The 24,923-nt window shown below is 54.6% G+C and carries 22 protein-coding genes; 19 read left to right on the plus strand and 3 right to left on the minus strand.

From position 1 onward, the window contains the following. The first annotated feature begins 88 nt into the window (after positions 1-88). The gene (locus JT31_RS20970) at positions 89-340 is read left to right on the plus strand and encodes a DUF2766 family protein (RefSeq protein ID WP_038481723.1); all 252 of its coding nucleotides are present in this window, start codon (positions 89-91) and stop codon (positions 338-340) included. Between the two features lie 102 nt (positions 341-442). On the opposite strand, the gene JT31_RS20975 is transcribed toward JT31_RS20970, so the two are convergent. After that, positions 443-946 (minus strand): non-heme ferritin-like protein, encoded by a 504-nt coding sequence (locus tag JT31_RS20975; RefSeq protein ID WP_038481726.1) that lies wholly within the window; start codon positions 944-946, stop codon positions 443-445. A gap of 822 nt (positions 947-1,768) precedes the next feature. Then, positions 1,769-2,188, minus strand: a complete 420-nt coding sequence (gene uspC, locus JT31_RS20980) for a universal stress protein UspC (protein WP_038481729.1) — start codon at positions 2,186-2,188, stop codon at positions 1,769-1,771. Between the two features lie 937 nt (positions 2,189-3,125). On the opposite strand from uspC, the gene flhD reads away from it, so the two are divergent. The 6 genes from flhD (at position 3,126) to cheW (ending at position 8,553) form a co-directional block, all read left to right on the plus strand. Further along, on the plus strand, positions 3,126-3,476 hold the full coding sequence (flhD, locus tag JT31_RS20985) for a flagellar transcriptional regulator FlhD (protein WP_038481732.1): 351 nt from the start codon (positions 3,126-3,128) through the stop codon (positions 3,474-3,476). A gap of 3 nt (positions 3,477-3,479) precedes the next feature. Then, a complete protein-coding gene (gene flhC, locus JT31_RS20990; RefSeq protein WP_038481735.1) occupies positions 3,480-4,058 on the plus strand; it encodes a flagellar transcriptional regulator FlhC in 579 nt (192 codons plus the stop codon). Between the two features lie 126 nt (positions 4,059-4,184). Continuing rightward, positions 4,185-5,075 carry a flagellar motor stator protein MotA gene (gene motA / locus JT31_RS20995; protein WP_038481738.1) on the plus strand — a complete coding sequence of 297 codons (891 nt, stop codon included), beginning with the start codon at positions 4,185-4,187 and terminating at the stop codon, positions 5,073-5,075. Then, positions 5,072-6,001 carry a flagellar motor protein MotB gene (motB, locus tag JT31_RS21000; RefSeq protein ID WP_038481740.1) on the plus strand — a complete coding sequence of 310 codons (930 nt, stop codon included), beginning with the start codon at positions 5,072-5,074 and terminating at the stop codon, positions 5,999-6,001. The genes motA and motB overlap by 4 nt, the downstream gene beginning before the upstream one ends. A 10-nt stretch (positions 6,002-6,011) precedes the next feature. After that, a complete protein-coding gene (gene cheA / locus JT31_RS21005; RefSeq protein WP_038481743.1) occupies positions 6,012-8,030 on the plus strand; it encodes a chemotaxis protein CheA in 2,019 nt (672 codons plus the stop codon). A 28-nt stretch (positions 8,031-8,058) separates the two neighbouring features. Further along, positions 8,059-8,553, plus strand: coding sequence for a chemotaxis protein CheW (cheW, locus tag JT31_RS21010; RefSeq protein ID WP_016536985.1), 495 nt, complete (start codon positions 8,059-8,061; stop codon positions 8,551-8,553). Between the two features lie 46 nt (positions 8,554-8,599). Here cheW and JT31_RS21015 read toward each other — a convergent pair whose 3' ends face one another. Next, positions 8,600-9,865, minus strand: a complete 1,266-nt coding sequence (locus JT31_RS21015) for a dicarboxylate/amino acid:cation symporter (protein WP_038481746.1) — start codon at positions 9,863-9,865, stop codon at positions 8,600-8,602. 664 nt (positions 9,866-10,529) lie between these two features. Here JT31_RS21015 and JT31_RS21020 point away from each other — a divergent pair. From JT31_RS21020 to flhA, 12 genes are all read left to right on the plus strand, one after another. Next, positions 10,530-11,060 carry a spore coat U domain-containing protein gene (locus JT31_RS21020; RefSeq protein WP_038481749.1) on the plus strand — a complete coding sequence of 177 codons (531 nt, stop codon included), beginning with the start codon at positions 10,530-10,532 and terminating at the stop codon, positions 11,058-11,060. A gap of 14 nt (positions 11,061-11,074) precedes the next feature. Further along, complete coding sequence (locus tag JT31_RS21025) at positions 11,075-11,794, plus strand: molecular chaperone (RefSeq protein ID WP_038481752.1); 720 nt, start codon at positions 11,075-11,077, stop codon at positions 11,792-11,794. A gap of 55 nt (positions 11,795-11,849) precedes the next feature. Continuing rightward, the gene (locus JT31_RS21030) at positions 11,850-14,129 is read left to right on the plus strand and encodes a fimbria/pilus outer membrane usher protein (protein WP_038483417.1); all 2,280 of its coding nucleotides are present in this window, start codon (positions 11,850-11,852) and stop codon (positions 14,127-14,129) included. 34 nt (positions 14,130-14,163) lie between these two features. After that, a complete protein-coding gene (locus JT31_RS21035) occupies positions 14,164-15,117 on the plus strand; it encodes a spore coat U domain-containing protein (RefSeq protein ID WP_038481755.1) in 954 nt (317 codons plus the stop codon). A 125-nt stretch (positions 15,118-15,242) separates the two neighbouring features. After that, a complete protein-coding gene (tar, locus tag JT31_RS21040; RefSeq protein ID WP_038481758.1) occupies positions 15,243-16,910 on the plus strand; it encodes a methyl-accepting chemotaxis protein II in 1,668 nt (555 codons plus the stop codon). Between the two features lie 41 nt (positions 16,911-16,951). After that, positions 16,952-18,556: a methyl-accepting chemotaxis protein gene (locus tag JT31_RS21045; protein ID WP_038481761.1), complete on the plus strand. Its 1,605-nt coding sequence runs from the start codon at positions 16,952-16,954 to the stop codon at positions 18,554-18,556. Positions 18,557-18,575: 19 nt separating this feature from the next. Then, positions 18,576-19,442 carry a protein-glutamate O-methyltransferase CheR gene (gene cheR, locus JT31_RS21050; RefSeq protein WP_038481764.1) on the plus strand — a complete coding sequence of 289 codons (867 nt, stop codon included), beginning with the start codon at positions 18,576-18,578 and terminating at the stop codon, positions 19,440-19,442. Then, positions 19,439-20,488: a protein-glutamate methylesterase/protein-glutamine glutaminase gene (locus JT31_RS21055; protein ID WP_038481767.1), complete on the plus strand. Its 1,050-nt coding sequence runs from the start codon at positions 19,439-19,441 to the stop codon at positions 20,486-20,488. Before cheR ends, JT31_RS21055 begins: the two co-directional genes overlap by 4 nt. Positions 20,489-20,507: 19 nt before the next feature. Further along, the gene (cheY, locus tag JT31_RS21060) at positions 20,508-20,897 is read left to right on the plus strand and encodes a chemotaxis response regulator CheY (protein ID WP_008453900.1); all 390 of its coding nucleotides are present in this window, start codon (positions 20,508-20,510) and stop codon (positions 20,895-20,897) included. A gap of 10 nt (positions 20,898-20,907) precedes the next feature. Next, on the plus strand, positions 20,908-21,558 hold the full coding sequence (gene cheZ, locus JT31_RS21065) for a protein phosphatase CheZ (protein WP_038481769.1): 651 nt from the start codon (positions 20,908-20,910) through the stop codon (positions 21,556-21,558). 142 nt (positions 21,559-21,700) lie between these two features. Continuing rightward, a complete protein-coding gene (flhB, locus tag JT31_RS21070; protein ID WP_038481772.1) occupies positions 21,701-22,852 on the plus strand; it encodes a flagellar biosynthesis protein FlhB in 1,152 nt (383 codons plus the stop codon). Beyond that, positions 22,845-24,923, plus strand: a complete 2,079-nt coding sequence (flhA, locus tag JT31_RS21075) for a flagellar biosynthesis protein FlhA (protein WP_038481775.1) — start codon at positions 22,845-22,847, stop codon at positions 24,921-24,923. The genes flhB and flhA overlap by 8 nt, the downstream gene beginning before the upstream one ends.

Below are 24,923 nucleotides of genomic sequence, written 5' to 3' on the forward strand. Positions count from 1 at the left end.
CCGCCTTAGGGATTTTACGCCGAATGGACTGTTGCCTCGCACGGAGCGGGGCAGGTAGACTGTCGCGCAAATAAAACAGGAGATTAAAATGGCCGAACAACTCTCTGCCGATCAGGAACTGGTTTCCGACGTCGTGGCGTGCCAGCTGGTTATCAAACAAATTCTCGACGTGATTGATGTGATTGCGCCGGTTGAAGTCCGTGAAAAGATGTCAGAACAGCTGAAAACCATCGATTTTACCAGCCATCCTGCTGCCGTTGACCCGGTAACTCGCCGCGCGATTCAAAAAGCGATAGCCCTGATTGAGCTGAAATTTACCCAACAGAAAGAGGCGCACTAATCCTTCTTTCCTTCTCCTCGACGCCGGAAGGCAAAGCGTCCACAAGATAATAAAAAAAGCACCGGCGTCCTGCAGGTGCTTTTTTATCTATAGAGGGGGTGCTCAGTGAGACTCGTGTTCGACAAAATTCAGCAGATGTCGGTCGGTCTGGCTCATGCACAGGCCCGCTTTTTTAGCATTGCGCACTTCTTCCAGGATCGTCTGTAGCCGTTCACCGTCCCGATCCTGTTCTTTGCTTAACGCCATTAGAAAGCTCACGATCTTACCGGCATTGGCCGCTTTGGCCTCTTCTTTTAGGGTAGCCAGCGTTTCGTGGCGCAGGTGGTAATCATCCAACGTTTGCTGAAATAGCTCTTCAAGCGTCAGGCAGTGGCACTCAGGTGGAGACATCGCGCCTACGCTCGGCATGCCGCCAGAGTGCTTCATAAAATTAAATACCCGCATCATGTGCGTAACGTTGTTTTGAGCCTGGCTGCGTAGAAAATTCGCGCTGCCGGTCAGGCTGTTCTTCGTGCACCAGGCGCTCAGGTGCAGACACAAATGGGAGGCATAAAATTCACGATTAATTTGCGCATTAAGTTTTTGGATCATGCTGGCAGCGGGCATATTAATATCCTTATTTCCGTGGACAATTTTATGGGGTATTAAATAACCATACGCTGCTATCAAGTTCGAGAAAAGTCCTAAGCAAGGCTATTTATCATTTCTTTAATTTTTTTCATGATAATAGTGCATCGAGATGTTCATTTTCTGGGTGAGGCGTAACTCACTGTATTTGATATAGAATATATTTGAACTTTGTTTTCGTGGTTTCGCTCTCATTTTATGTTAAGAGCATGTTAAGCGTGCCTGTTCGGCGTTTGTGTGTTAATCATTTTTTACCTCTTGGTTAATTTTACTATTTTTCACTTAAACGGGGTGAGATCATCTTTGTGCCTCCTGCTGCATATTTTCATGATTCTGAAATCCGTGCACCAAACAAAAAAATCCCAGGCAAGATGAAAATTAATCGACGCTGAGGAGGGGCTGGGATTGCGCATTAAAAGATCGAAAGTATAAAAAGAGAGCAAATCAGAGGAGATCCCTGGCCCTGGATTCGCGGGCGTGGCTAATGAGTTGTTTTTTTGTGCATATCGCAAATCCTTATGGCCTGACGTGATGATTTTGAGGCCCTGGCGTGCTGACGTTGCTCCGGCTGAGGAGCAGAGGGCAATTTGCTGAGGGAAGCGGGTTATCATTCACGCGGGCAGGATTCTAAATTTGTGCCGCGTATTTGAACATTTTTGTTCTTATTGGCGAGAAAAGAAAGTCAGGATAAAAAATCGAGTTTTCCGAAACTGGCATAATTAGTCGCTATGGAATAACCCGGAAAGTAGTTTAGCAGAGGGCGGAAAGGCGGAGCAGGCTCCGCTTCCTGTTGAGGTCGTTCTAAAGAGGGACCAGCAGCACATCAACCTGGCTTGAGGCCACGACAGCCTTGGCTGAGCAGGTGATCTTACCGAAGAAACTCTGATTATGATTGCCGCAAAGCACCAGGTCCACATCCTGCTTTTCACAGATATCCAGGATGTGTTCGCTTAGTTCCCCTGTGGAAATAATTACCTTTTCAATAGGATATTGCGCTTTCTCTTTCAGCTCATCGAGAAAAAGGTGGGTTTCTTCCAGCATCAGATCGCGCAGGTTTTCCAGCATCGGGGCGGCAAGCTGGTTATACAGTTCGGGATCGGAGGCTAGCGTGACGAGAGTAATTTTTCCGTTGACGGGTTTGACGATAGAGACGGCCTTTTGCACCAGATGATGGCTCTCAGGCGTGATGGCCACGGCAACCAGCACATGACGATAGCTCATACGGACCCTCCACATATTGTGTGAATTGTTAACATTTTCTTACACCACTTGTTGTCCAGGCGCAACGCTTGTCGCCATACGAAATGTGAAGCCACTCATAGAAATTGTTTAGTTATTCTTATGAAACGAATTTGCAACATTATTTCGTAGACGATTTGTAAAAATTTGCCATAAGGCGAACGGATTAATTTGCGAACCTGGATCGAGTGATAACTTTCAGTAACTGGCGCTTTTGAAATCATAACGCTCGGTTAAAATGCCGCTATAATTTAGCTTAAGTCTCTGAATAACAGCAGGTTACTCCTAACGGCTTTCGGAAAGTGTGATCGCCTAAGCATTCCTGACCGCCGGTATCGGATAAAAAGCAATGGTAACTCATGGAGTTGTGATGTTTCAGTGTCACTATTCGTCTGATGTTATCGGTAAAATTCTCAATCAGATTAAAAAGTAAGCAAATGAAAAGCGATTCTGATGCTTTTCACTTCGAAGGATGATGTATTTATGTGATCTGCGTCACATAAATTCCAAAATCGCCGATGGCTGCATTGTATGTGCCAGGGGCTGCGAGTAGAGTTTGCCCGAATTAGGAAAAATCTTAGTTTTTTGTAATAAAATGATGAACGACAACAGGCGTTCGGGCTTTGTCAGGGAAGTAGCTTCTACCGCGGTAGGCGGAGGAGCCTAGTCAGAGCGTAAGATTTATCCGTGCATTTTGGCCGTAACGATTGTTTTAATTTACCCGGGGCGACCCGGCGACATCGCGGGGTGCGGTAACAACCCCCTAATAGTTCAGAAAACGGTAATGGCGCGAAGGCTCGCTTCGGTTTCTTACAGCTGTAAGTTTCTGGAGAATTTCCTGACGTTGACACGTTACTGTCATCCGAAATATTTAGGCTAGGCCGCATACAATAATAGTTGGTTATTCGGGATGGAAAAAATGCATACTTCCGAGTTGCTAAAACATATTTACGACATTAATTTATCGTATTTATTGCTTGCACAGCGTCTTATTAGTCAGGACAAAGCATCAGCAATGTTTCGTTTAGGCATCGCTGAGGATATGGCAAATACACTAGGGGAACTCACGTTGCCCCAAATGGTAAAATTGGCAGAAACTAACCAATTAGTTTGTCAGTTCCGCTTTAACGAAAGTCAGGCGATTACTCGCTTAACACAAGACTCCCGTGTGGATGATTTACAGCAAATTCATACCGGTATTTTGTTATCTACCCGTTTATTGAATGAGGTGTCGACGCCTGCCGAGGCACCTAAGAAAAAAAGGGCATAACAAATGAGCGAGAAAAGTATTGTCCAGGAAGCTCGCGACATTCAGCTCGCTATGGAGCTGATAACCCTCGGTGCCCGACTGCAAATGCTGGAAAGCGAAACGCAGCTGAGCCGTGGTCGCCTGATCAAACTCTACAAAGAACTCCGTGGAAGTCCTCCTCCAAAAGGGATGCTGCCTTTCTCTACTGATTGGTTTATGACCTGGGAGCAAAACATTCACGCTTCCATGTTCTGTAATGCCTGGCAGTTTTTACTTCGCAGTGGGCTTTGCACCGGCGTTGATGCGGTCATTAAAGCCTATCGACTTTACCTTGAACAATGTCCTTCCCAGGCCGACGGCCCGCTTCTGGCGCTGACTCGCGCGTGGACACTGGTGCGTTTTGTCGAGAGCGGCATGCTCCAGTTAAGCCAGTGTAACTGCTGTGGGGGGAATTTTATCACCCACGCACACCAGCCGGTCGGCAGCTTTGCCTGCAGTCTGTGCCAGCCGCCATCAAGGGCGGTAAAAAGACGTAAACTTTCCCAGAATACTGCCGATATTATTCCACAACTGCTGGATGACCAGGTGGAACAGGCTGTTTAACAGATTCTGTGTTTGCGTATTCCAGCAGCGGTGAGTGATTGCCGCTGCTTTTTTTATGCCCAAACATGACGCTGCATCTGCCCCCCTGGGCATCCTCGCTACACTCAACGGCGTAAGGATGATCTCGTGCTGATTTTAATAGGTTACCTGGTTGTTTTAGGGACAGTGTTCGGCGGTTACATGTTAACCGGCGGCCACCTTGGCGCACTTTATCAACCTGCTGAATTTATCATCATTGGTGGGGCGGGTATTGGGGCGTTCATTGTAGGGAATAACGGTAAAGCGATTAAGGGCACCTTAAAAGCGCTGCCGCTGCTCTTCAGACGTTCAAAATATACCAAAAGCATGTATATGGATTTGATGGCATTGCTTTATCGTCTGATGGCTAAGTCGCGTCAGCAGGGGATGTTTTCACTTGAAAGAGACATCGAAAACCCTAAAGAAAGCGAAATTTTTGCCAGCTATCCGCGTATTTTAGCGGACTCCATGATGCTTGATTTTATTGTCGATTATTTGCGTTTGATCATCAGCGGAAATATGAATACTTTCGAAATTGAAGCGCTGATGGATGAAGAAATCGAGACCCATGAAAGCGAATCGGAAATACCTGCAAACAGCCTGGCGTTAATGGGGGATTCATTACCCGCCTTCGGTATCGTTGCTGCGGTAATGGGGGTTGTGCACGCGCTGGCCTCCGCTGACCGTCCTGCCGCGGAGTTAGGGGCATTAATTGCTCACGCTATGGTGGGAACTTTTCTCGGTATTTTACTGGCCTACGGATTTATTTCCCCATTAGCCACGGTATTGCGTCAGAAAAGCGCTGAAACCACCAAAATGATGCAGTGCGTGAAGGTGACTTTACTCTCCAGCCTCAATGGTTATGCGCCGCCGATCGCGGTGGAATTTGGTCGTAAAACGCTGTACTCCAGCGAGCGTCCGTCGTTCATTGAGCTGGAAGAGCACGTCAGAGCGGTGCGTTCACCGAACGCGCAGCGCGCGACGGAAGAAGAAGTATGAAAAATCAGGCCCATCCCATCGTTGTCGTAAAGCGCCGCAAGCACAAGGGACACGGCGGGGCGGCTCACGGCTCGTGGAAAATCGCCTACGCGGACTTTATGACCGCGATGATGGCCTTCTTCCTCGTGATGTGGCTGATTTCCATTTCCAGCCCGAAAGAGCTGGCGCAAATTGCTGACTATTTCCGCACTCCACTGGCCCAGGCTATCACCGGCGGCCAGCGTATTGCCGACAGTGAAAGCCCGATCCCCGGCGGGGGTGATGACGTCACCCAGCAGCAGGGTGAAGTGAAAAAACAGCCCAACATTGAAGAGCTGCGCAAGCGCATGGAGGCTAACCGCCTGAAGCGTATTAAAGGGGATTTGGACCAGCTAATTGAGTCCGACCCGAAACTGCGCGCGCTGCGGCCACACCTGCAGATTGACCTGGTTCAGGAAGGTCTACGTATTCAGATTATCGACAGCCAGAACCGCCCGATGTTTAAAAACGGCAGCGCGGAAGTGGAGCCTTACATGCGTGATATTTTGCGCAAAATCGCTCCAGTGCTGAACGGTATTCCTAACAAAATCAGTCTGTCCGGCCATACCGATGATTTGCCTTATGCCAACGGCGAACGCGGTTACAGCAACTGGGAGCTTTCCGCCGACCGCGCGAACGCTTCCCGTCGTGAGCTGGTGGCGGGCGGTCTCGACGACGGCAAAGTGCTGCGCGTCATCGGGATGTCCTCACAGATGAGCCTCTCCAAACGCGGAGGCGGTGACGCCATTAACCGTCGCATCAGTTTGCTGGTGCTTAATAAACAGACCGAAGACGCCATCATGCATGAGAACTCAGAGAGCGATAACCAGCCGATCGGGGTTCTGCAGCAGGTCCCAACGGCGGCTCCGGCGAATAACACAGTTGCGCCACAACCAGGCATGAGGTGATAGCGTGAGCATGGATATTAGCGATTTTTATCAGACATTTTTTGACGAGGCCGACGAACTGTTGGCGGATATGGAGCAGCATCTTTTGGATCTGGTGCCCGAGGCGCCTGATTCTGAACAGTTGAACGCTATTTTCCGTGCTGCCCACTCCATTAAGGGCGGGGCCGGAACGTTTGGCTTCTCCATCCTGCAGGAAACGACGCACCTGATGGAGAACCTGCTCGACGAAGCGCGGCGCGGTGAGATGCAGCTCAACACCGATATCATCAACCTGTTTTTGGAAACCAAGGATATTATGCAGGAACAGTTGGACGCTTATAAAAACTCTGAAGAGCCGGATGCTGCCAGCTTCGACTACATCTGCAAAGCGCTGCGCCAGCTGGCCCTGGAAGCCAAGGGCGAAGTCCCTTCGGCGCCGGCCAAACTCTCCGTGGTAGAAACGGAGCAGCAGGCTGCTACGGCTACCGATAACGGCGGCAGGCTGCGAGTGGTGATTGACGGACTGAAAGAGACCGAGCGTGACCTGATGCTCGAAGAGCTGGGTAATCTTGGTACCCTGAGCGATGTGGTCAAAGATGCGTCTTCTATTACCGCCACGCTTGAAACCAGCGTCAGCGAAGACGACATTACCGCCGTACTTTGCTTCGTGATTGAGCCAGAACAAATCAGCTTTGTGCCGGTGGCGGCAGCCAGCGCGCCAGCGGCCGCGGAAACGACTTCCGTGGCGGTGCCGGAAGCGCCTGCGCAAACGGCCGTCGCCGTGCAAAAAGCCGGCTTGCCTGAGCCGTTAACCCCGGCCACCGGTCGCGTTGAGCGTGATAAACCTGCCGCTCGTGCGTCGGAATCAACCAGTATTCGTGTTGCGGTTGAGAAAGTTGACCAACTGATCAACCTGGTCGGCGAGCTGGTCATCACCCAGTCGATGCTGGCCCAGCGTTCTAACGAACTTGACCCGGTTAATCACGGTGATTTGATAACCAGCATGGGGCAGCTGCAGCGTAACGCACGCGATCTGCAGGAATCGGTGATGTCGATTCGTATGATGCCGATGGAATACGTCTTCAGCCGCTTCCCGCGCCTGGTGCGTGACCTGGCAGGCAAGCTGAACAAACAGGTTGAGCTGACGCTGATGGGCAGTTCAACCGAGCTGGATAAGAGCCTGATCGAGCGTATTATCGACCCGTTAACGCACCTGGTGCGTAACAGTCTTGACCACGGTATCGAGTCGCCTGAAAAGCGCCGGGCTGCCGGGAAGTCCGAAGTCGGCAACCTTATCCTGTCCGCTGAACATCAGGGCGGCAATATCTGTATCGAAGTGACCGACGACGGCGCGGGGCTTAACCGTGAACGCATCCTGGCGAAGGCGATGTCCCAGGGAATGCCGGTCAGCGAGAGCATGACCGACGACGAAGTTGGCATGCTTATTTTCGCGCCGGGCTTCTCCACCGCCGAACAGGTCACCGACGTTTCTGGCCGTGGTGTCGGCATGGACGTGGTGAAACGTAACATCCAGGAGATGGGCGGCCACGTTGAAATTCAGTCGAAAGCCGGTACCGGGACCACCATCCGTATTTTGCTGCCGCTGACGCTTGCCATCCTCGACGGCATGTCGGTGAAGGTCAGCAATGAAGTGTTTATCCTGCCGCTGAACGCGGTGATGGAATCACTCCAGCCGCAGGAAGAAGATCTGCACCCGCTGGCGGGCGGCGAGCGCGTGCTGGAAGTGCGTGGCGAATACTTGCCGCTGGTCGAACTGTGGAAAGTCTTTGACGTTCAGGGCGCGAAAACCGAAGCCACGCAGGGCATTGTCGTTATCCTGCAAAGCGCCGGACGTCGCTACGCGCTGCTGGTCGATCAGCTGATTGGTCAGCATCAGGTTGTAGTGAAGAACCTCGAAAGCAACTACCGCAAGGTACCGGGAATTTCTGCTGCCACCATTCTGGGTGACGGCAGCGTGGCGCTGATCGTCGATGTTTCTGCGCTGCAGGGGCTAAACCGTGAACAACGTCTGGCGCTTACCGTCGCCTGATTAACTGCATAAGAAAATAGGTACGCAAATGACTGCACTAACGAATGTGACAAAACTGACCGGGGAAAACGTAGGCCAGGAGTTCCTGGTGTTTACCCTCGGCGATGAAGAGTACGGCATTGATATCCTGAAGGTGCAGGAGATCCGCGGTTACGACCAGGTAACGCGTATCGCGAATACGCCTGCTTTTATCAAAGGCGTGACCAACCTGCGCGGCGTGATTGTGCCGATCATCGACCTGCGCCTGAAGTTCGAGCAGGACGGCGTGGAATATAACGACAATACCGTGGTTATCGTGCTGAATCTTGAGAAGCGCGTGGTGGGGATCGTGGTTGACGGCGTATCCGACGTACTGTCGCTGACCGCCGACCAGATTCGTCCTGCCCCGGAGTTTGCCGTGACGCTGTCTACCGAATACCTGACCGGCCTGGGCGCGCTGGGCGAACGTATGCTGATTCTGGTGAACATCGAGAAGCTGCTGAACAGCGAAGAGATGGAGCTGCTGGATTCTGCGGTTGCTTAATCGAATCGATTAGAAAATGGGGGCTACCGGCAGGTAGCCCCTTTTTTTATGCCTTAACTTCTGCCACCGGCACGCTGCCGGTTTCTTCCAGCATACCTTCGTTTTTGGACAGCATCGCGGTAGCCACGCCGTTGCCCAGCACGTTAATGGCCGAACGGCCCATATCCAGGAAGTGGTCAATACCCATCAGCAGCAGGATCCCGGCCACCGGGATATTGAAGCTTGGGATGGTCGCCGCCAGCACAACCAGCGCGGAGCGCGGTACCCCGGCAATCCCTTTTGACGCCAGCATCAGCGTCAGCATCAGCACGGCAATCTCGGAGAAGGAGAGGTGAATGTTATAAGCCTGGGCAATAAACATCGACGCGAAGGAGCAGTAAACCATCGAGCCGACCAGGTTAAAGGAGTAGCCGATAGGCAGCACGAACGACGCGATGTTACGCGAGCAGCCAAAGCGGGTTAGCTGATCCAGAGTCTTTGGATAAGCGGCCTCAGAGCTGCTGGTGGTGAAAGCGACCAGCACCGGATCTTTAAGCATCGCCAACAGGCGGAAGACGTCGCGCTTCAGCACCATATAACCCACGCTAATCAGCACCACGCAGGTCAGTACGATAGCCACATAGTAGCCGCCGATAAAAGACGCGTAGTTCAGCAGAATGCCCAGGCCCTGGGTGGCAATTACCGAAGAGATGGCGGCGAAGATGGCCAACGGCGCAACGTACATAACGTAGCCGGTGACTTTCAGCATGATATGAGAAACCACATCCAGCGCGCTCACCAGCGGTGCGTTAAATTTCTCACCCAGAGAGGCCCCGGCAATGCCGAAGAACATCGAGAACACCACAATCTGCAGGATCTCGTTGTCCGACATCGCGCCAGCAATGCTGGTTGGAATGGTGTGAGAAATAAAGGCTTTCAGCGTCATACCGCTTACGGCAAGGCCGGTTTGTACGGCTTCCGTCGGCACTTCCAGATTCATGCCCGCGCCTGGATGCGCCAGGGTAACGATAAACAGCCCGACCAGAATAGAAAGCACGGAAGAGGAGACGAACCAGACCATCGCCTTACCGCCCACGCGGCCAATGGTGGAGGTTTCGCCGAGCTTCATGATACCGACCGTCAGGGTGCTGAAGACCAGCGGTGCAATCACCATCTTGATCAGTCGCAGGAAGATGTCGGTAAACAGCGTGATGTTGTCGGCATAGCCTTTGATAACGTCTGCGGCGGCGTATTCGTGGATGGCCGCACCGGTGAAGATCCCCGCTATCATGAACAAAATGATGAATAGCGTGAGTTTGTTTGAACTTGCCACTGACTTAGTATCCCGTAGTTGACTGTAGTTAATGTGTTTTTTTTTGTAACTTACTGACCCCTATATAATTATTATTGCCGGGCAGTAAATATGCGGAGCATAAATTGAATCAAACGGCGTCGATATACAACTCTTTTTTATAAATTCTGTAAATTGTTAATTAAGCAGTGCTTAATCATTATTTGTGATGAATATCACAAACTGACGGATATATTCTTTTCAGTTTGCATCAAGGTATGAGGGGGAAGGGTTAACTCACTGTTTTAATAGTAAATAACTCGTCAATCCGCCGTTTTGCTGAATTTTGCCGCGCGGTTGGTTATTTCCGGGTCTCTAAACTAAATTTCAACTAAGTGATGACGTAACGTACTGATTTTTTTCTTACCAGTTCGCCTGCCCATGTCGCCCGGGAAGCCGCATTGCCTGGTTGTAAAATGTACAAACAGGTGGAGTGCGATATTGCCCACGGTATTTTACAGGCAGCGAATGAGATTTCAGGGCGAATTATATTACCGGCGAGTTATGGTGTCGGCTGTCACTATTAAAGTGGAAAACAGTTAAAGAGAAAAACAGGGAAAGAGAAAAATCTAACGTTAAATCATCCCGTACCGCTTCGTTGCGTATTCACGAAGCATGATTGAGTCATTTGAATAAGGTTAAGGATATGAATTCAGCCACTGCAGCACGCTTAATTCTCTCTTGTACTGCGTTTGCGGTTATTCCATCGGCTAATGCGGCGGTGGCAAACGGCACATTTCAGGTCCTCATTACTATTCAAAAGTCCTGCGCGGTGACCGCCGGCAGCGGCTCGAATATTAACCTGGGGACGGTTAACGCCAGTGCAGTAAACACTTCGCAAAGCAATACCTTTACCGTTAACTGTTCAAAGACAACGCCTTATTTTATCGGCCTTGCACCTTCCGCCGCGAACGGGGGAACCACCACCGGGTCCGGGGCCATGTCGTCAGTCGCTAACTCCGCGACCAACACCGATAAAGTGCCCTACCAGTTGAACCAAACCTCGGCGACCGGGCCGGTTTGGGGGAACACCGCGACCACCACCGTGGTCGGTAACGGCGTGGCGGGTACCGGGTCGGGCGCCGCGCAGACTTATACCGTCTATGCGACGGCGGCGAGCGCGAACTTCACGCCAGACAGCTATGCGGATACGGTTACCGTCAACGTTAACTACTGATTTCAGGACAGCGGATGAAATTGAAATTAGGTGGACGCTCCGCCTGTGCGTGCCTGTGGCTGGCGCTGGCGGCGGGGGGGCATGCGTTAGCCGGTGGCCTGCAAATATCACCGGTTAACCTGACGTTAAGGGCGGCACAAAATGCAGATGGGATCTGGCTGAGTAATGAAGGAGATGCGCCGCTTAACGCGCAGGTGCGAGTTTTCAACTGGCAGCAAAGCGGCTATGCCGACAAGCTGTCAACGTCTCAGGGGCTGGTTATTAGCCCGCCAATCGTGACGCTGCCGGCGGGGGAGCGTCAGCTGATCAGGGTTATCCGTACCGGGCCTGCCGCCAACCAGGTGGAACAGGCGTACCGCTTGTTTATCGATGAGCTCCCGCCGGCCAAACTGCAGCGGAATAAAATTCAGTTTGTGATGCGCTATTCCGTTCCGGTGTTTTTACAGCCCGTTGGGCAGGGGGAAAACTCGGCGAAGCTAAAATGGGCATTAATTAATATCGAGGGCAAAACGTTTATCGAAGTGAGCAATCAGGGAAACAGCCACGCTCAGCTTTCGGCCATGACGTTTATTTCACCTAATGGTGCGCGAAAAACGATTACTTCAGGTCTGCTAGGTTATGTTCTTCCAGGTTCAACTATGCGGTGGATAATATCTTCATCTGCCGGTGATGCTTACCATAGTGGAAAAGTTGAAGTCGCTATCAATGGTCAAAAAACAGAACAAGATCTATGACTGGCCATATTCTTTGGTAAAAATTATATTGCTTAATGGTTTATTTTTCTCAGGCATAACGGCAGCACAAGATACTAATAATGACTTACCTCAGAATGCGGTCAAAAATGACACAGCTCAGCCTGTAGGCGTTGATTTATATCTCGACACGACGGTGAATGGTAATCCCGTGGGTCTGGTTCATCTTGGTTACGCTAACGGCAAATTATACGGCGACGCAATGGCCCTGCGTCAGTTGGGATTTCGCCTGCCGGAAAAAGCGCGCCCGCCTTTTTACCTCAATGATATTTCGCAGGTCACGGTTGACTATAACGTTCAGCAGCAAACTTTGGCGCTGAACGCGCCGCTGAGCCTGCTAGATCTGAAAACAACCCAGCTAAACCAGACGGATATGTCCTCTCCGACGGCCTCAAATGCCGTCGGCGCATTGCTGAACTACGATCTCTATGCGGACAGCGGGAAAGAAAGTAACTTCAATTCATTCAGTGAGTTCCGCGCGTTTGGCGCTGCAGGCGTATTCAGTTCGACCCAGCTTACGCGCTATTCCACCGAGCAAAATGACAACCAGTCCTTTAGCCGACTTGATACCAGCTGGCGCTCTTCGTTTCCCGATAAAATGCTGGCGGTCACCCTCGGTGACACGCTAACCAGTTCGCTTTCCTGGTCCCGTCAGACACGTATCGCCGGGGTAAAGATCGGTACCGATTTTGGCCTTAATCCCAATATGCCCACGACGCCGCTGCCGGCTTTTCTTGGCTCGGCAACGCTGCCGTCGAGCGTTGAGCTATATGTCAATGGGGTGAAATATTATAACGGTGAAGTGCCGGCGGGCAGCTTCCAGTTGAATACGCTGCCAAACATCACCGGGGCAGGGAATGCTCAGGTAATGATGACCGATGCGCTGGGCAGAACCAGCGTGCAGAACTTTTCTTTTTATAACGATCAGCTTTTGTTGAGGGAAGGGCTGACCGACTGGTCCCTCGAACTGGGTGTGGTCAGAAAAAACTACGGCTACAGCTCTTTTGACTACGCCAGCGAGCCGGCGATCGGCGGCACATGGCGGCGTGGCTTCAGCAACAGCCTGACCGCCGGAGGTCATTTCGAAACCAGCGACAGCCTGGTGAACGGCGGGATAAGCAGCGACTGGATCCCCGCCAGCCAGGCCGGAACAATTTCAACGGCGCTCGCCGCCAGCTCGGACTCCGGGGAGAATGGCTATTTATACGGCCTGGGCTACCGCTGGTCCGGGGGGCGTTTCAACTTTAGCTCCAGCGCCACGGCCACCTCCGGAGATTATCGCGACGTTGCCACTCGTTATGGTTCCGCGCCGCCCGCGTTCAGCGGCAGCGCGGTGGTGGGGTATAACTTTGGCGTTGGCGGGAACCTCAGTATGAGCTATCTGCAGTTTCGCTACCCGGACCAAAGCGCAATTCGCTATGCCAACGCCAGCTGGTTTAAATCCATTTCCGAAAACGTCTCCCTCAGCGCCAGCTTTAACCAGAACATCGACGACAGCCGCGACCGCAGCGTTTACCTGATGGTGACCGTCAGTACCCAGAACAACCTTACCGCAGGCGCAACGGTTCAGCGCACGGGCGACAAGATGGGGTACCAGCTCAACGCCAGCAAGACGCCGCCGTCTGAAGGCGGGGTGGGCTGGAACGTGGCCGCCAGCCAGCAGAGTTCTCAGCAAAGCGGGCAGGGTGAAGTGGGCTATCTGGGGCGCTACGGCCGAGTGTATAGCGGCTTCCGCAGCATTCCTGATAATAATTACGGTTATGCGGGCGCTACCGGCTCGCTGGTGATGATGGGCGGCGGTGTGTTTGCCGCACGCGAGATCAATAACGGTTTTGCGGTGGTGTCGACGGACGGTATTCCGAACGTGCCGGTGAAGCTGCAGCATAATCTGATCGGCAACAGCGACGGCAACGGTCAGCTGCTGGTGACGCCGCTGAACAGCTACCAAAACAACCTCATCAGCATTGACCCGATGAACCTCCCGGCCAATATGCGGATCCGTAACGTGAGTATGAATGCCACGCCGGCAGACCGCTCCGGGACGCTGGTGAATTTTGACATTAAGCCGGTACGCGCTGCGCAGGTGAGCCTGGTGGATGCCCGGGGAAATGCTATTGCGGAAGGCAGCCCCGTCAGGCTGATGGCGGGCATTGGGCAAGACACCGTGGTCGGGTTTGATGGCCTGGCCTACTTTGACGCGCTTGAAAGTCACAACGAGCTAAGAGTGACCACGGAAAACGGCGTTTGCCTCGCCGAGTTTGACTACCCCGAGAACCAGAAAAGCGTGCCGAATATCGGTCCGATTGTGTGCCGCTAGCGAATCTGTGGCCTTTTGATACAGGAGTATCCGCGTGAGATTAAAACAATTGCTGCTGCTGGCGGTGCTCTTGCTGTCCCCCTGGGCAAGCCAGGCGGCAGTTTGCTCGGTGAATAACGTGCAGGCGGTAAATTTTGGTACCGTCAATCCGCTGGCGCCGGGCACGCCCAATACTTCGATGACGTTTGGCTACAGCTGTGCCAAGCAGTTAGGCGATCTTCTGGCGGGGATAACGGTTTGCTTTAACCTTTATGGCGCCGGGATCGGCAACCGCAGCATGGCCTTTGCCGGGCCTCCTGCCAGCACGCTGAGCTATGAACTTTATCAGGGGTCGGTGAGTGGCGGGGCGTGGGGGAACCAGACTCAGCAAAGCACTATACCGGTGTTGAAGCTTAATTTGCTTAGTCTTACTCCGGTAACCGGCACTCTGACCGTTTACGGGCAGATGACGCTGCCGCAAACGGCCGCAGCGCCTGGAAACTACCTCGACAGTTATTCCAGCGTTCAGGCTACCGTCACGATGAACACGGGCGCGCTTGGGCCTCCGGCTGACTGCGGTGCAAGCATTGCCACAAACTTTGCCTTTGACGTTATGGCAACCGTCAGCAAGCAGTGCAACGTCAGCTATGCCAACAACGTGAGCTTCGGGGCGGTGGCGGCGATGCAAAGCAATCTGGCCTCGAATAACACCATCGGCATTGCCTGTACCAACGGTACACTTTACACCGTGGGTCTTACCCCTTCGAATAACAACACTGGTGGCACCGGGGTGCTAAAAGGCACAGGGGCGAATACCGACCAGGTGCCTTATCAGCTCAGGCAGGCGTCCGGGGCATCCGGTGCCGTGTGGGGGAACACGGCATCAAACTATCGTTCCAGCACGGGGACCGGCATCGCCCAGCAGTATCCGGTCTATGTCACCATCCCGAGCACTAACTATACCCCCGATGATTACGCCGACACGGTGACCATCACCGTAACTTATTGATCGCCGCCACGTCTTGCCCATAGCCGGTTGCTGTAGCGCAACCGGTTAATTTCCCTGTGACTTAACGTAAAGTTCCCGCGCCCTGTGCCGATAACTTTGGGAACAAGTCGTTAAAAGGGCGTCCTATGTTAAAGCGTATTCGCGTTGTCACCATGCTAATGATGGTGCTGGTGGTGTTCGCGCTGCTGCAAATCATTTCCGGTGGAATGTTCTTTAATTCTTTAAAAAACAATAATGACAACTTCAAAGTTTCTCGAGAATTACGGGTTCAGCAGGCCGAGTTAAACCAGGCCTGGATCCTGATGCTGCATACACGTATCAACCTGAGCCGCTCTGCCGCACGCATGATGATGGACCCGGCGAACAGCCAGAGTGCCGCGAAGACTGACCTGCTGAACAACGCGAAGAAGTCCCTCGCCAGCGCCGGGCAGCACTACAACAGCTTTAAACAGGTCGCTCCGATCTCCCCAGAAATGAACGCCGTGGTGAAAGACATCGACGGTGACTACCAGGCCTATCACCAGGCGCTGGCTGAGCTTATTGGTTACCTGGAAAGCGGCAATATGGACGCCTACTTTGGCCAGTCAACTCAGGGCATGCAAAACGCGCTCGAAAAAGCCTACGACGGCTATCTGGCGCTTAACGACCGCATGTACGAAGCCTCCTACGTAGACAGCCGTGCCGGTTATACCTTCGCCATCTGGCAGCTTGGGATTTTAGCCCTGGCGCTGGCGGCAGTCATTCTGCTGGTCTGGTTCGGCATGCGCCGGATCCTGCTCAAGCCGCTCAACGTGGTGATTGGCCATATTCGCGAAATCGCCGCCGGTAACCTGATGGAAAAAATTAACGTTGAAGGAAAAAACGAGCTAACCCAGCTCGCCTCCAGCGTGCAGCACATGCAGCAGGAGCTGATCGCCACGGTCAGCAGCGTGCGCGAAGGCTCTGACGCTATCTACAGCGGGACCACTGAAATCGCCGCAGGTAACAACGATCTCTCCTCCCGTACCGAGCAGCAGGCGGCATCTCTGGAAGAAACCGCTGCCAGCATGGAGCAGCTGACCGCCACCGTTAAGCAGAACGCCGAGAACGCGCGGCAGGCCTCCCAGCTTGCGCTGAACGCCTCTGAAACCGCGCAGCGCGGCGGCAAGGTCGTGGACGGCGTGGTGAAAACCATGCACGACATTGCCGGTTCTTCGAAAAAAATCGCCGACATTATCAGCGTTATCGACGGCATCGCTTTCCAGACCAATATCCTGGCGCTGAACGCGGCGGTAGAGGCCGCTCGTGCGGGCGAGCAGGGACGTGGTTTTGCGGTGGTGGCCGGTGAGGTTCGTAATTTAGCCAGCCGCAGCGCGCAGGCTGCGAAAGAGATTAAATCACTGATTGAAGATTCCGTTTCACGCGTGGACACCGGCTCAGTGCTGGTCGAAAGCGCCGGGGAAACCATGAGCGATATCGTGAACGCCGTTACGCGAGTCACGGACATCATGGGAGAAATCGCCTCAGCGTCAGATGAGCAAAGCAAAGGTATCGACCAGGTCGCCCTTGCCGTTTCTGAAATGGACAGAGTTACGCAGCAGAACGCCTCCCTGGTGGAAGAGTCTGCTGCCGCGGCCGCCGCGCTGGAGGAGCAGGCCAGTCGCCTGACTCAGTCGGTTGCGACGTTCCGTTTGCAAGGGAATGCGGGCAGTAAAAAAACTGCAGCGGCCGCGCCGGTGGCGCAAAGCTCTGTGGTTCACCCCCCGCGTACTCCGGCCAGGGCCGGTGATAACGATAACTGGGAAACTTTCTGATCGGATGAATCGCGGCCAAATGGCCGTCAGAGGAAGCTTTGATGTTAAACCGTATCCGGATCTCGACCACTCTTTTCCTGATTTTGATTGTCTGCGGCGTGCTGCAGATTGGCAGTAATGGTTTGTCTTTCTGGGCTTTTCGTGACGATTTTCAGAACTTCAAGAGCGTCGAGGTGAGCAATCAGCAGCGCGATGCGTTAACGCAAAGCCGTGCCGCTTTACTGCAGGCCAGCAACGCCTTAAACCGGGCGGGTACCCTGACGGCGCTGAGCTATCCACCGGACGATATTAAGCGCCTGATGGCTAACGCCCGCAGCAGCCTGAAGCAGGCGGATATGCTGTTTAACCAGTTCCTCGAAGTTCCGCAGACGGGCGGCGATATCGAGAAATTGATGACGTCGACGAAAGCGAGCTATGCGGCGTTCCGCGACGATCTCCAGCATCAGGCTACGTGGCTTGAGAACAACCAGCTTTCTGATTTTATGAGCGCCCCGGTACAGAAATCGCAGGACGTTTTTGATGCGAACTTCAACGCCTGGCAGCAGAGCATTAACCAGATAGTGTCGACCGCCAGCGGCGACAGTCAGAAAAATTACCATCTCTCTGCGGTGATTTTTACCGTGGTGACGATTGTCGCCGTGGTGCTTTTGCTCGGTTCTCTGGCCTGGTCGCGCAAAATGATTGTTCAGCCGCTGGCGATTGTGCGTAGCCACTTTGACAACATCGCCGCTGGCGATCTGGCGAGGCCGATTTCGGTCTTTGGGCGCAATGAGATCTCGGAGATTTTCGCCAGCCTGAAAAACATGCAGGCCGCGTTAAAAGAGACGGTAAGTCAGGTTCGAAGCGGCACCAGCGCGATGCATACCGGCATTGGTGAGATTGCCGCAGGCAATAACGATTTGTCTGCTCGTACCGAGCAGCAGGCGGCTTCGCTGGCCGAGACTGCCGCCAGCATGGAGCAGCTTACGGCAACCGTGGGGCAGAACGCGGATAATGCGCGCCAGGCGGCTCAACTTTCCCGCAGCGCGGCCGATACCGCGAAGCAGGGTGGGCAGCAGGCGGCTAACGTGGCCAGCACCATGCGCGACATCGCCGGCAGCTCGCAGAAAATCAGCGACATCACCAGCGTTATCGACGGCATTGCATTCCAGACTAACATCCTGGCGCTGAACGCGGCGGTAGAAGCGGCGCGAGCCGGTGAGCAGGGCCGTGGTTTCGCCGTGGTGGCGGGTGAGGTTCGTAATCTTGCCAGCCGCAGCGCGCAGGCGGCAAAAGAGATCAAAGTATTGATTGAAGAGTCCGTTGACCGCGTACAGCAGGGGTCGAAGCTGGTTGATACGGCTGCGACCACGATGGCCGAGATAGTTCGTTCGGTGACGCAGGTGAACGACATTATGGGGGAAATAGCCTCGGCGTCTGATGAACAGCGTCGTGGCATCGAACAGGTCGCCCAGGCGGTAAGCCAGATGGATCAGGTGACACAGCAAAACGCCGCGCTGGTTGAAGAGGCGGCGAGCGCCACCGATGCGCTGGCGGGCCAGGCCGAATATCTCTCCGGCGTGGTGGCCGTATTTAACCTGAGCGGCGCCGAACCTCAGTCCTCCGCCAGTGAGTTTGTCGCTTCCGGAGAATGGGTAACATCTTGAATGGAATGAAGAAGGCGCTATGACATCACCAACGCCCACGGGGCAACAGTCATTAATGCTACAGATGACACAGCGTCTGCCGCTCTCCGACGCGCATTTTCGTCGGATATGCCAGTTGATTTACCAGCGCGCGGGAATCGTGCTGGCCGACCATAAACGGGACATGGTTTACAACCGTCTGGTTCGCCGCCTGCGTCTGCTGGGGCTGGATGATTTTGGCCGTTATTTGGGCATGCTGGAGGCGAACTCCAGTACCGCCGAATGGCAGGCCTTTATTAACTCGCTGACCACTAACCTGACGGCATTTTTCCGCGAGGGGCACCACTTCCCGATCCTTGCGGAACACGCCCGCAAGCGCGGCGGAGATTATAAAGTCTGGAGCGCAGCGGCGTCGACCGGCGAAGAGCCGTATTCCATCGCCATTACGCTTGCCGATGTGCTGGGCGGCGGCGCGGGGCGCTGGAAGGTTTTTGCCAGCGACATAGACACTCAGGTGCTGGAGAAAGCGCAGAGCGGCGTTTACCGCCAGGAAGAGCTGAAAACGCTGTCACCGATGCAGATGCAGCGCTATTTCATGCGCGGCACGGGCCCGCATGACGGCCTGGTTCGCGTGCGCAGCGAGCTGTCGAGTCATATTGATTTTGCGCCGATCAACCTGCTGGACAAGCAGGCGCCGGTGCCGGGGCCTTTTGACGCCATTTTTTGTCGCAATGTGATGATTTATTTCGATAAACCAACACAGCAGGCCATTTTGCAGCGCTTTGTTCCGCTGCTGAAGCCCGGTGGATTGCTGTTTGCCGGGCATTCGGAGAACTTCAGTAACCTCAGCCGCGACTTCTGGCTGCGTGGCCAGACGGTCTATGGCCTGAGTAAGGAAAGAACATGACGAAAATACGTGTCTTATCGGTCGATGACTCTGCGCTGATGCGGCAGATAATGACGGAAATTATCAACAGTCATAGCGATATGGAAATGGTTGCTACCGCCCCGGACCCGCTGGTGGCGCGCGATCTGATTAAAAAGTTCAATCCGGACGTGTTAACGCTGGACGTCGAAATGCCGCGCATGGACGGCCTCGACTTCCTGGAAAAGCTGATGCGCCTGCGGCCTATGCCGGTGGTGATGGTCTCTTCCCTCACCGGAAAAGGGTCTGAGGTTACGTTGCGGGCGCTGGAGCTGGGCGCGATCGACTTCGTGACCAAGCCGCAGCTCGGCATCCGCGAAGGGATGCTGGCCTACAGCGAAATGATTGCCGAGAAAGTGCGTACCGCCGCCAGGGCTAAGATTGCCGCTCATGCACCGACCGCCGTGCCTGCGACCCTGAAGGCCGGGCCGCTGCTGAGCTCTGAGAAATTGATTGCCATTGGCGCCTCAACCGGAGGCACCGAGGCGATTCGTCACGTGCTGCAGCCGCTGCCGCTTTCCAGCCCGGCGCTGCTGATAACCCAGCATATGCCGCCTGGTTTTACCCGGTCGTTTGCCGAACGCCTGAATAAGCTCTGTCAGATAAGCGTGAAAGAGGCGGAAGACGGCGAACGCGTGCTGCCGGGCCATGCCTATATCGCCCCGGGCGATAAGCACATGGAGCTGGCGCGTAGCGGCGCGAACTATCAAATCAAATTACATGACGGCCCACCCGTGAACCGGCATCGCCCGGCCGTGGATGTGCTGTTCCATTCGGTGGCGAAACACGCGGGGCGAAACGCCGTGGGCGTGATCCTCACCGGAATGGGTAATGACGGTGCCGCCGGGATGCTGGCGATGCACCAGGCAGGGGCGTGGACCATCGCCCAAAACGAAGCAAGTTGTGTGGTGTTCGGCATGCCGCGTGAGGCCATCAATTCCGGTGGCGTCAGCGAAGTGGTCGATTTAAGCCAGGTAAGCCAGCAGATGCTGGCGAAAATTAGTGCCGGACAGGCAATACGTATTTAACTGAAGGAGCCCGGATTTTATGGCGGACAAAGAACTTAAGTTTCTGGTCGTAGACGACTTTTCAACCATGCGCCGCATCGTGCGTAACCTGCTTAAAGAGCTGGGTTTTAATAACGTTGAAGAGGCTGAAGACGGCGTAGACGCGCTGAACAAACTGCAGGCAGGCGGATTTGGTTTTGTGATTTCTGACTGGAACATGCCGAACATGGACGGTCTGGAACTGCTGAAAACCATTCGTGCCGATGGTGCGATGTCAGCCATGCCGGTGCTGATGGTGACGGCGGAAGCCAAAAAAGAAAACATCATCGCGGCAGCACAGGCCGGGGCGAGCGGCTACGTGGTGAAGCCATTCACCGCGGCGACGCTGGAAGAGAAACTGGGCAAAATTTTCGAAAAGCTCGGCATGTAAGGAGGCGCAAATGCACTCATCAACAAACCCGGCAACAGAGATACACGAGCATTCACCGACCGATATTATCGCACGTATCGGTAGCCTGACCCGCATGCTGCGCGACAGCCTGCGTGAACTGGGGCTCGACCAGGCGATTGCCGAAGCGGCTGAAGCTATTCCTGACGCCCGTGATCGCCTGGACTATGTAGTGCAGATGACCGCCCAGGCCGCGGAACGCGCCCTGAACTGCGTGGAGCTGTCCCAGCCTCATCAGAATCAGCTGGAAAGCGAAGCCAAAGCGCTGAGCGGCCGCTGGGATGCATGGTTTGAAAATCCAATCGAGCTGAAAGACGCCCGTGAACTGGTGACCGATACCCGCAGCTACCTGTCTGGCGTGCCGGAGCACACCAGCTTCACCAACGCCCAGCTGCTGGAAATCATGATGGCGCAGGATTTCCAGGACCTTACCGGTCAGGTTATCAAGCGCATGATGGACGTTATCCAGGAGATTGAACGCCAGCTGTTGATGGTGCTGCTGGAAAATATGCCGGAGCCGGACGCTCGCGCCAGGCGCGTGAACGAAGGCTTGCTGAACGGCCCGCAGCTTGATACTACCGCCGCCGGCGTAGTGGCAAGCCAGGACCAGGTTGACGATTTGCTCGACAGCTTAGGGTTCTAAACGCCCGCTACCTCTCCTGCGTGTGCGGGGGAGGTAGCTTCTTAACGCCAAAATAAACGTACAAAAACGTTTGTAATTCCTCTATTAGCCCAACCGTGCTCTGGCATGCTGTCCTTGAAATTGCGGCCACGAGATTGTTGCGGTGTCTGAAGATAGCGATCAGGAAAAAACAGAAGCCCCCACGGCCCACCGACTTGAAAAGGCTCGTGAAGAGGGGCAAATCCCGCGTTCCCGAGAACTGACCTCACTGCTGATGTTGCTGGTGGGGTTGTGCATTATCTGGATGGGCGGGGCGTCGCTTGGCAAAATGCTCGGCGCGATGCTGTCTGATGGCCTGCACTTTGACCATAAAATCATCAACGATCCCAGCCTGATTGTGAATCAGATCAGCCATTTGATTAAGCTTGCCGTGATGGCGCTGCTGCCGCTTATCTCCGGATTAGTGATTGTGGCGATAGCCGCGCCGATGCTGCTGGGCGGGGTGAATTTCAGCTCAAAAGCAATTCAGTTTAATCTCGGCAAGCTCAATCCGATTACCGGGATTAAGCGGATGTTTTCCATGCAGACGGCGGCGGAACTGCTGAAGGCAATGCTGAAAGCGACCCTGGTGGGCTGCGTGGCCGGCTGGTATCTGTGGCACAACTGGCCGGCGATGATGCGGCTGATGAGCGAATCCCCGGTCACCGCGCTGGCAAACGCGCTGAACATGGTGGCGCTTTGTGCCCTGCTGGTCATTCTGGGGCTTATCCCGATGGTGGGGTTCGACGTTTTCTTCCAGATTTACAGCCACATTAAAAAGTTACGCATGACCCGCCAGGATATTCGTGACGAGTACAAACAAAACGAGGGCGACCCGCATATCAAAGGGCGTATTCGTCAGCAGCAGCGGGCGATCGCGCGCCGTCGCATGATGGCCGATGTGCCGAAGGCTGACGTTATCGTGACGAACCCGACCCACTATGCGGTGGCCCTGCAGTACGACGAAAACAAAATGAGCGCGCCGAAGGTGCTGGCCAAAGGGGCCGGGCTGATCGCGCAGCGCATCAAAGAGATTGGTAATGAAAACCGTATCCCAATGCTGGAAGCCCCTCCGCTGGCTCGTGCGCTGTACCGCCATGCGGAAATTGGCCAGCAGATCCCCGGTCAGCTTTACTCCGCCGTGGCGGAAGTGCTGGCCTGGGTCTGGCAGCTACGGCGCTGGCGCATGGCCGGCGGCTTAATTCCGAAGAAACCTGAAAATCTGCCGGTGCCTGAGGCGCTGGACTTTGCAAACGAGAAGGACTCCGATGGCTAATCTGGCTGCGATGTTGCGCCTGCCGGGCAACATGAAATCCGGGCAATGGCAAATTCTTGCCGGCCCGGTACTGATCCTGCTGATTCTGTCGATGATGGTGCTGCCGCTGCCGCCGTTTGTCCTCGATCTGCTGTTTACCTTTAACATCGCGCTGTCGATCATGGTGCTGCTGGTGGCGATGTTCACCCAGCGCACGCTGGACTTCGCGGCGTTCCCGACCATTCTGCTGTTTACCACGTTGCTGCGCCTGGCGCTGAACGTGGCTTCTACCCGTATCATCCTGCTTGAAGGGCATACCGGTGCCGCGGCGGCGGGTAAAGTGGTTGAGGCCTTTGGCCACTTCCTGGTCGGCGGTAACTTCGCCATCGGTATCGTGGTGTTTATCATCCTCGTTATCATCAACTTTATGGTTATCACCAAGGGTGCGGGACGTATCGCTGAAGTCGGGGCGCGTTTTGTGCTGGACGGGATGCCGGGTAAACAGATGGCCATCGATGCCGACCTGAACGCCGGGATCATTGGCGAAGAGGAGGCGAAAAAGCGCCGTTCGGAAGTGACCCAGGAAGCGGACTTCTACGGCTCTATGGACGGGGCAAGTAAGTTCGTGCGCGGCGACGCCGTGGCCGGGCTTATCATCATGGTGATTAACGTGGTCGGCGGGCTGATGGTCGGCGTTATCCAGCACGATATGGCGATGGGCGCAGCGGCACAAAGCTATACGCTGCTGACCATCGGTGACGGGCTGGTCGCTCAGATCCCTGCCCTGGTTATCTCCACCGCTGCGGGCGTAATTGTTACTCGCGTGGCGACCGATCAGGACGTTGGCGAACAGATGGTCACCCAACTGTTCAATAACCCACGCGTGATGCTGTTAGCCGCGGGCGTTCTGGGGCTGCTCGGCATGGTGCCGGGGATGCCTAACTTCGTCTTCCTGCTGTTTACCGCCGCGCTGCTGGGCTTAGCCTGGTGGATGCGTGGCCGCCAGATGGCCGCGCCGGAAGCGCCGCAGCCGGTTAAAATGCCGGAAAATACTCAGGCGGTGGAAGCGACCTGGAATGACGTTCAGCTGGAAGATCCGCTGGGGATGGAAGTGGGCTACCGCCTGATCCCGATGGTTGATTTCCAGCAGGACGGCGAGCTGCTCGGGCGTATCCGAAGTATCCGTAAAAAATTCGCTCAGGAGATGGGGTTCCTGCCGCCGGTGGTGCATATTCGCGACAATATGGACCTGCCGCCCGCGCGCTATCGTATTCTGATGAAGGGCGTTGAAATCGGCAGCGGGGATGCCTATCCGGGCCGCTGGCTGGCGATTAACCCCGGCACCGCCGCGGGGACGTTGCCGGGCGAGGCGACTATCGATCCGGCCTTTGGCCTGGCCGCTATCTGGATTGAAAGTGCGCTGAAAGAGCAGGCGCAGATTCAGGGCTTCACCGTGGTTGAAGCGAGTACCGTGGTGGCAACGCACCTGAACCATCTTATCGGGCAGTTTGCGCCGGAGCTGTTTGGCCGTCAGGAAGCGCAGCAGTTGCTTGACCGCGTGACCCAGGAAATGCCTAAGCTGACCGAAGATCTTATCCCGGCAGTGGTGACGCTCACCACGCTGCACAAGGTGCTGCAAAACCTGCTGGAAGAGAAAGTGCCGATTCGTGATATGCGCACGATTCTGGAAACGCTGGCCGAGCATGCGCCTATTCAGAGCGATCCGCATGAATTGACCGCCGTGGTTCGCGTGGCGCTGGGCAGGGCTATCACTCAGCAATGGTTCCCCGGCACTGGCGAAGTGCAGGTTATCGGTCTGGATGCGGCGCTTGAGCGTCTGCTGCTACAGGCGTTGCAGGGCGGTGGCGGCCTTGAGCCGGGGCTGGCCGATCGCCTGCTGGAGCAGACTCAGGATGCCCTGCAGCGCCAGGAGATGCTGGGTGCGCCGCCGGTTCTGTTGGTGAACCACGCGCTGCGTCCGCTGCTGGCGCGTTTCTTACGCAGAACGCTGCCTCAGCTGGTGGTCTTGTCGAGCCTCGAGCTGTCTGACAACCGTAACATCCGTATGACGGCCACAATCGGAGCGAAATAA

The sequence above is a fragment of the Cedecea neteri genome (assembly GCF_000757825.1).
Taxonomy (GTDB): domain Bacteria; phylum Pseudomonadota; class Gammaproteobacteria; order Enterobacterales; family Enterobacteriaceae; genus Cedecea; species Cedecea selenatireducens.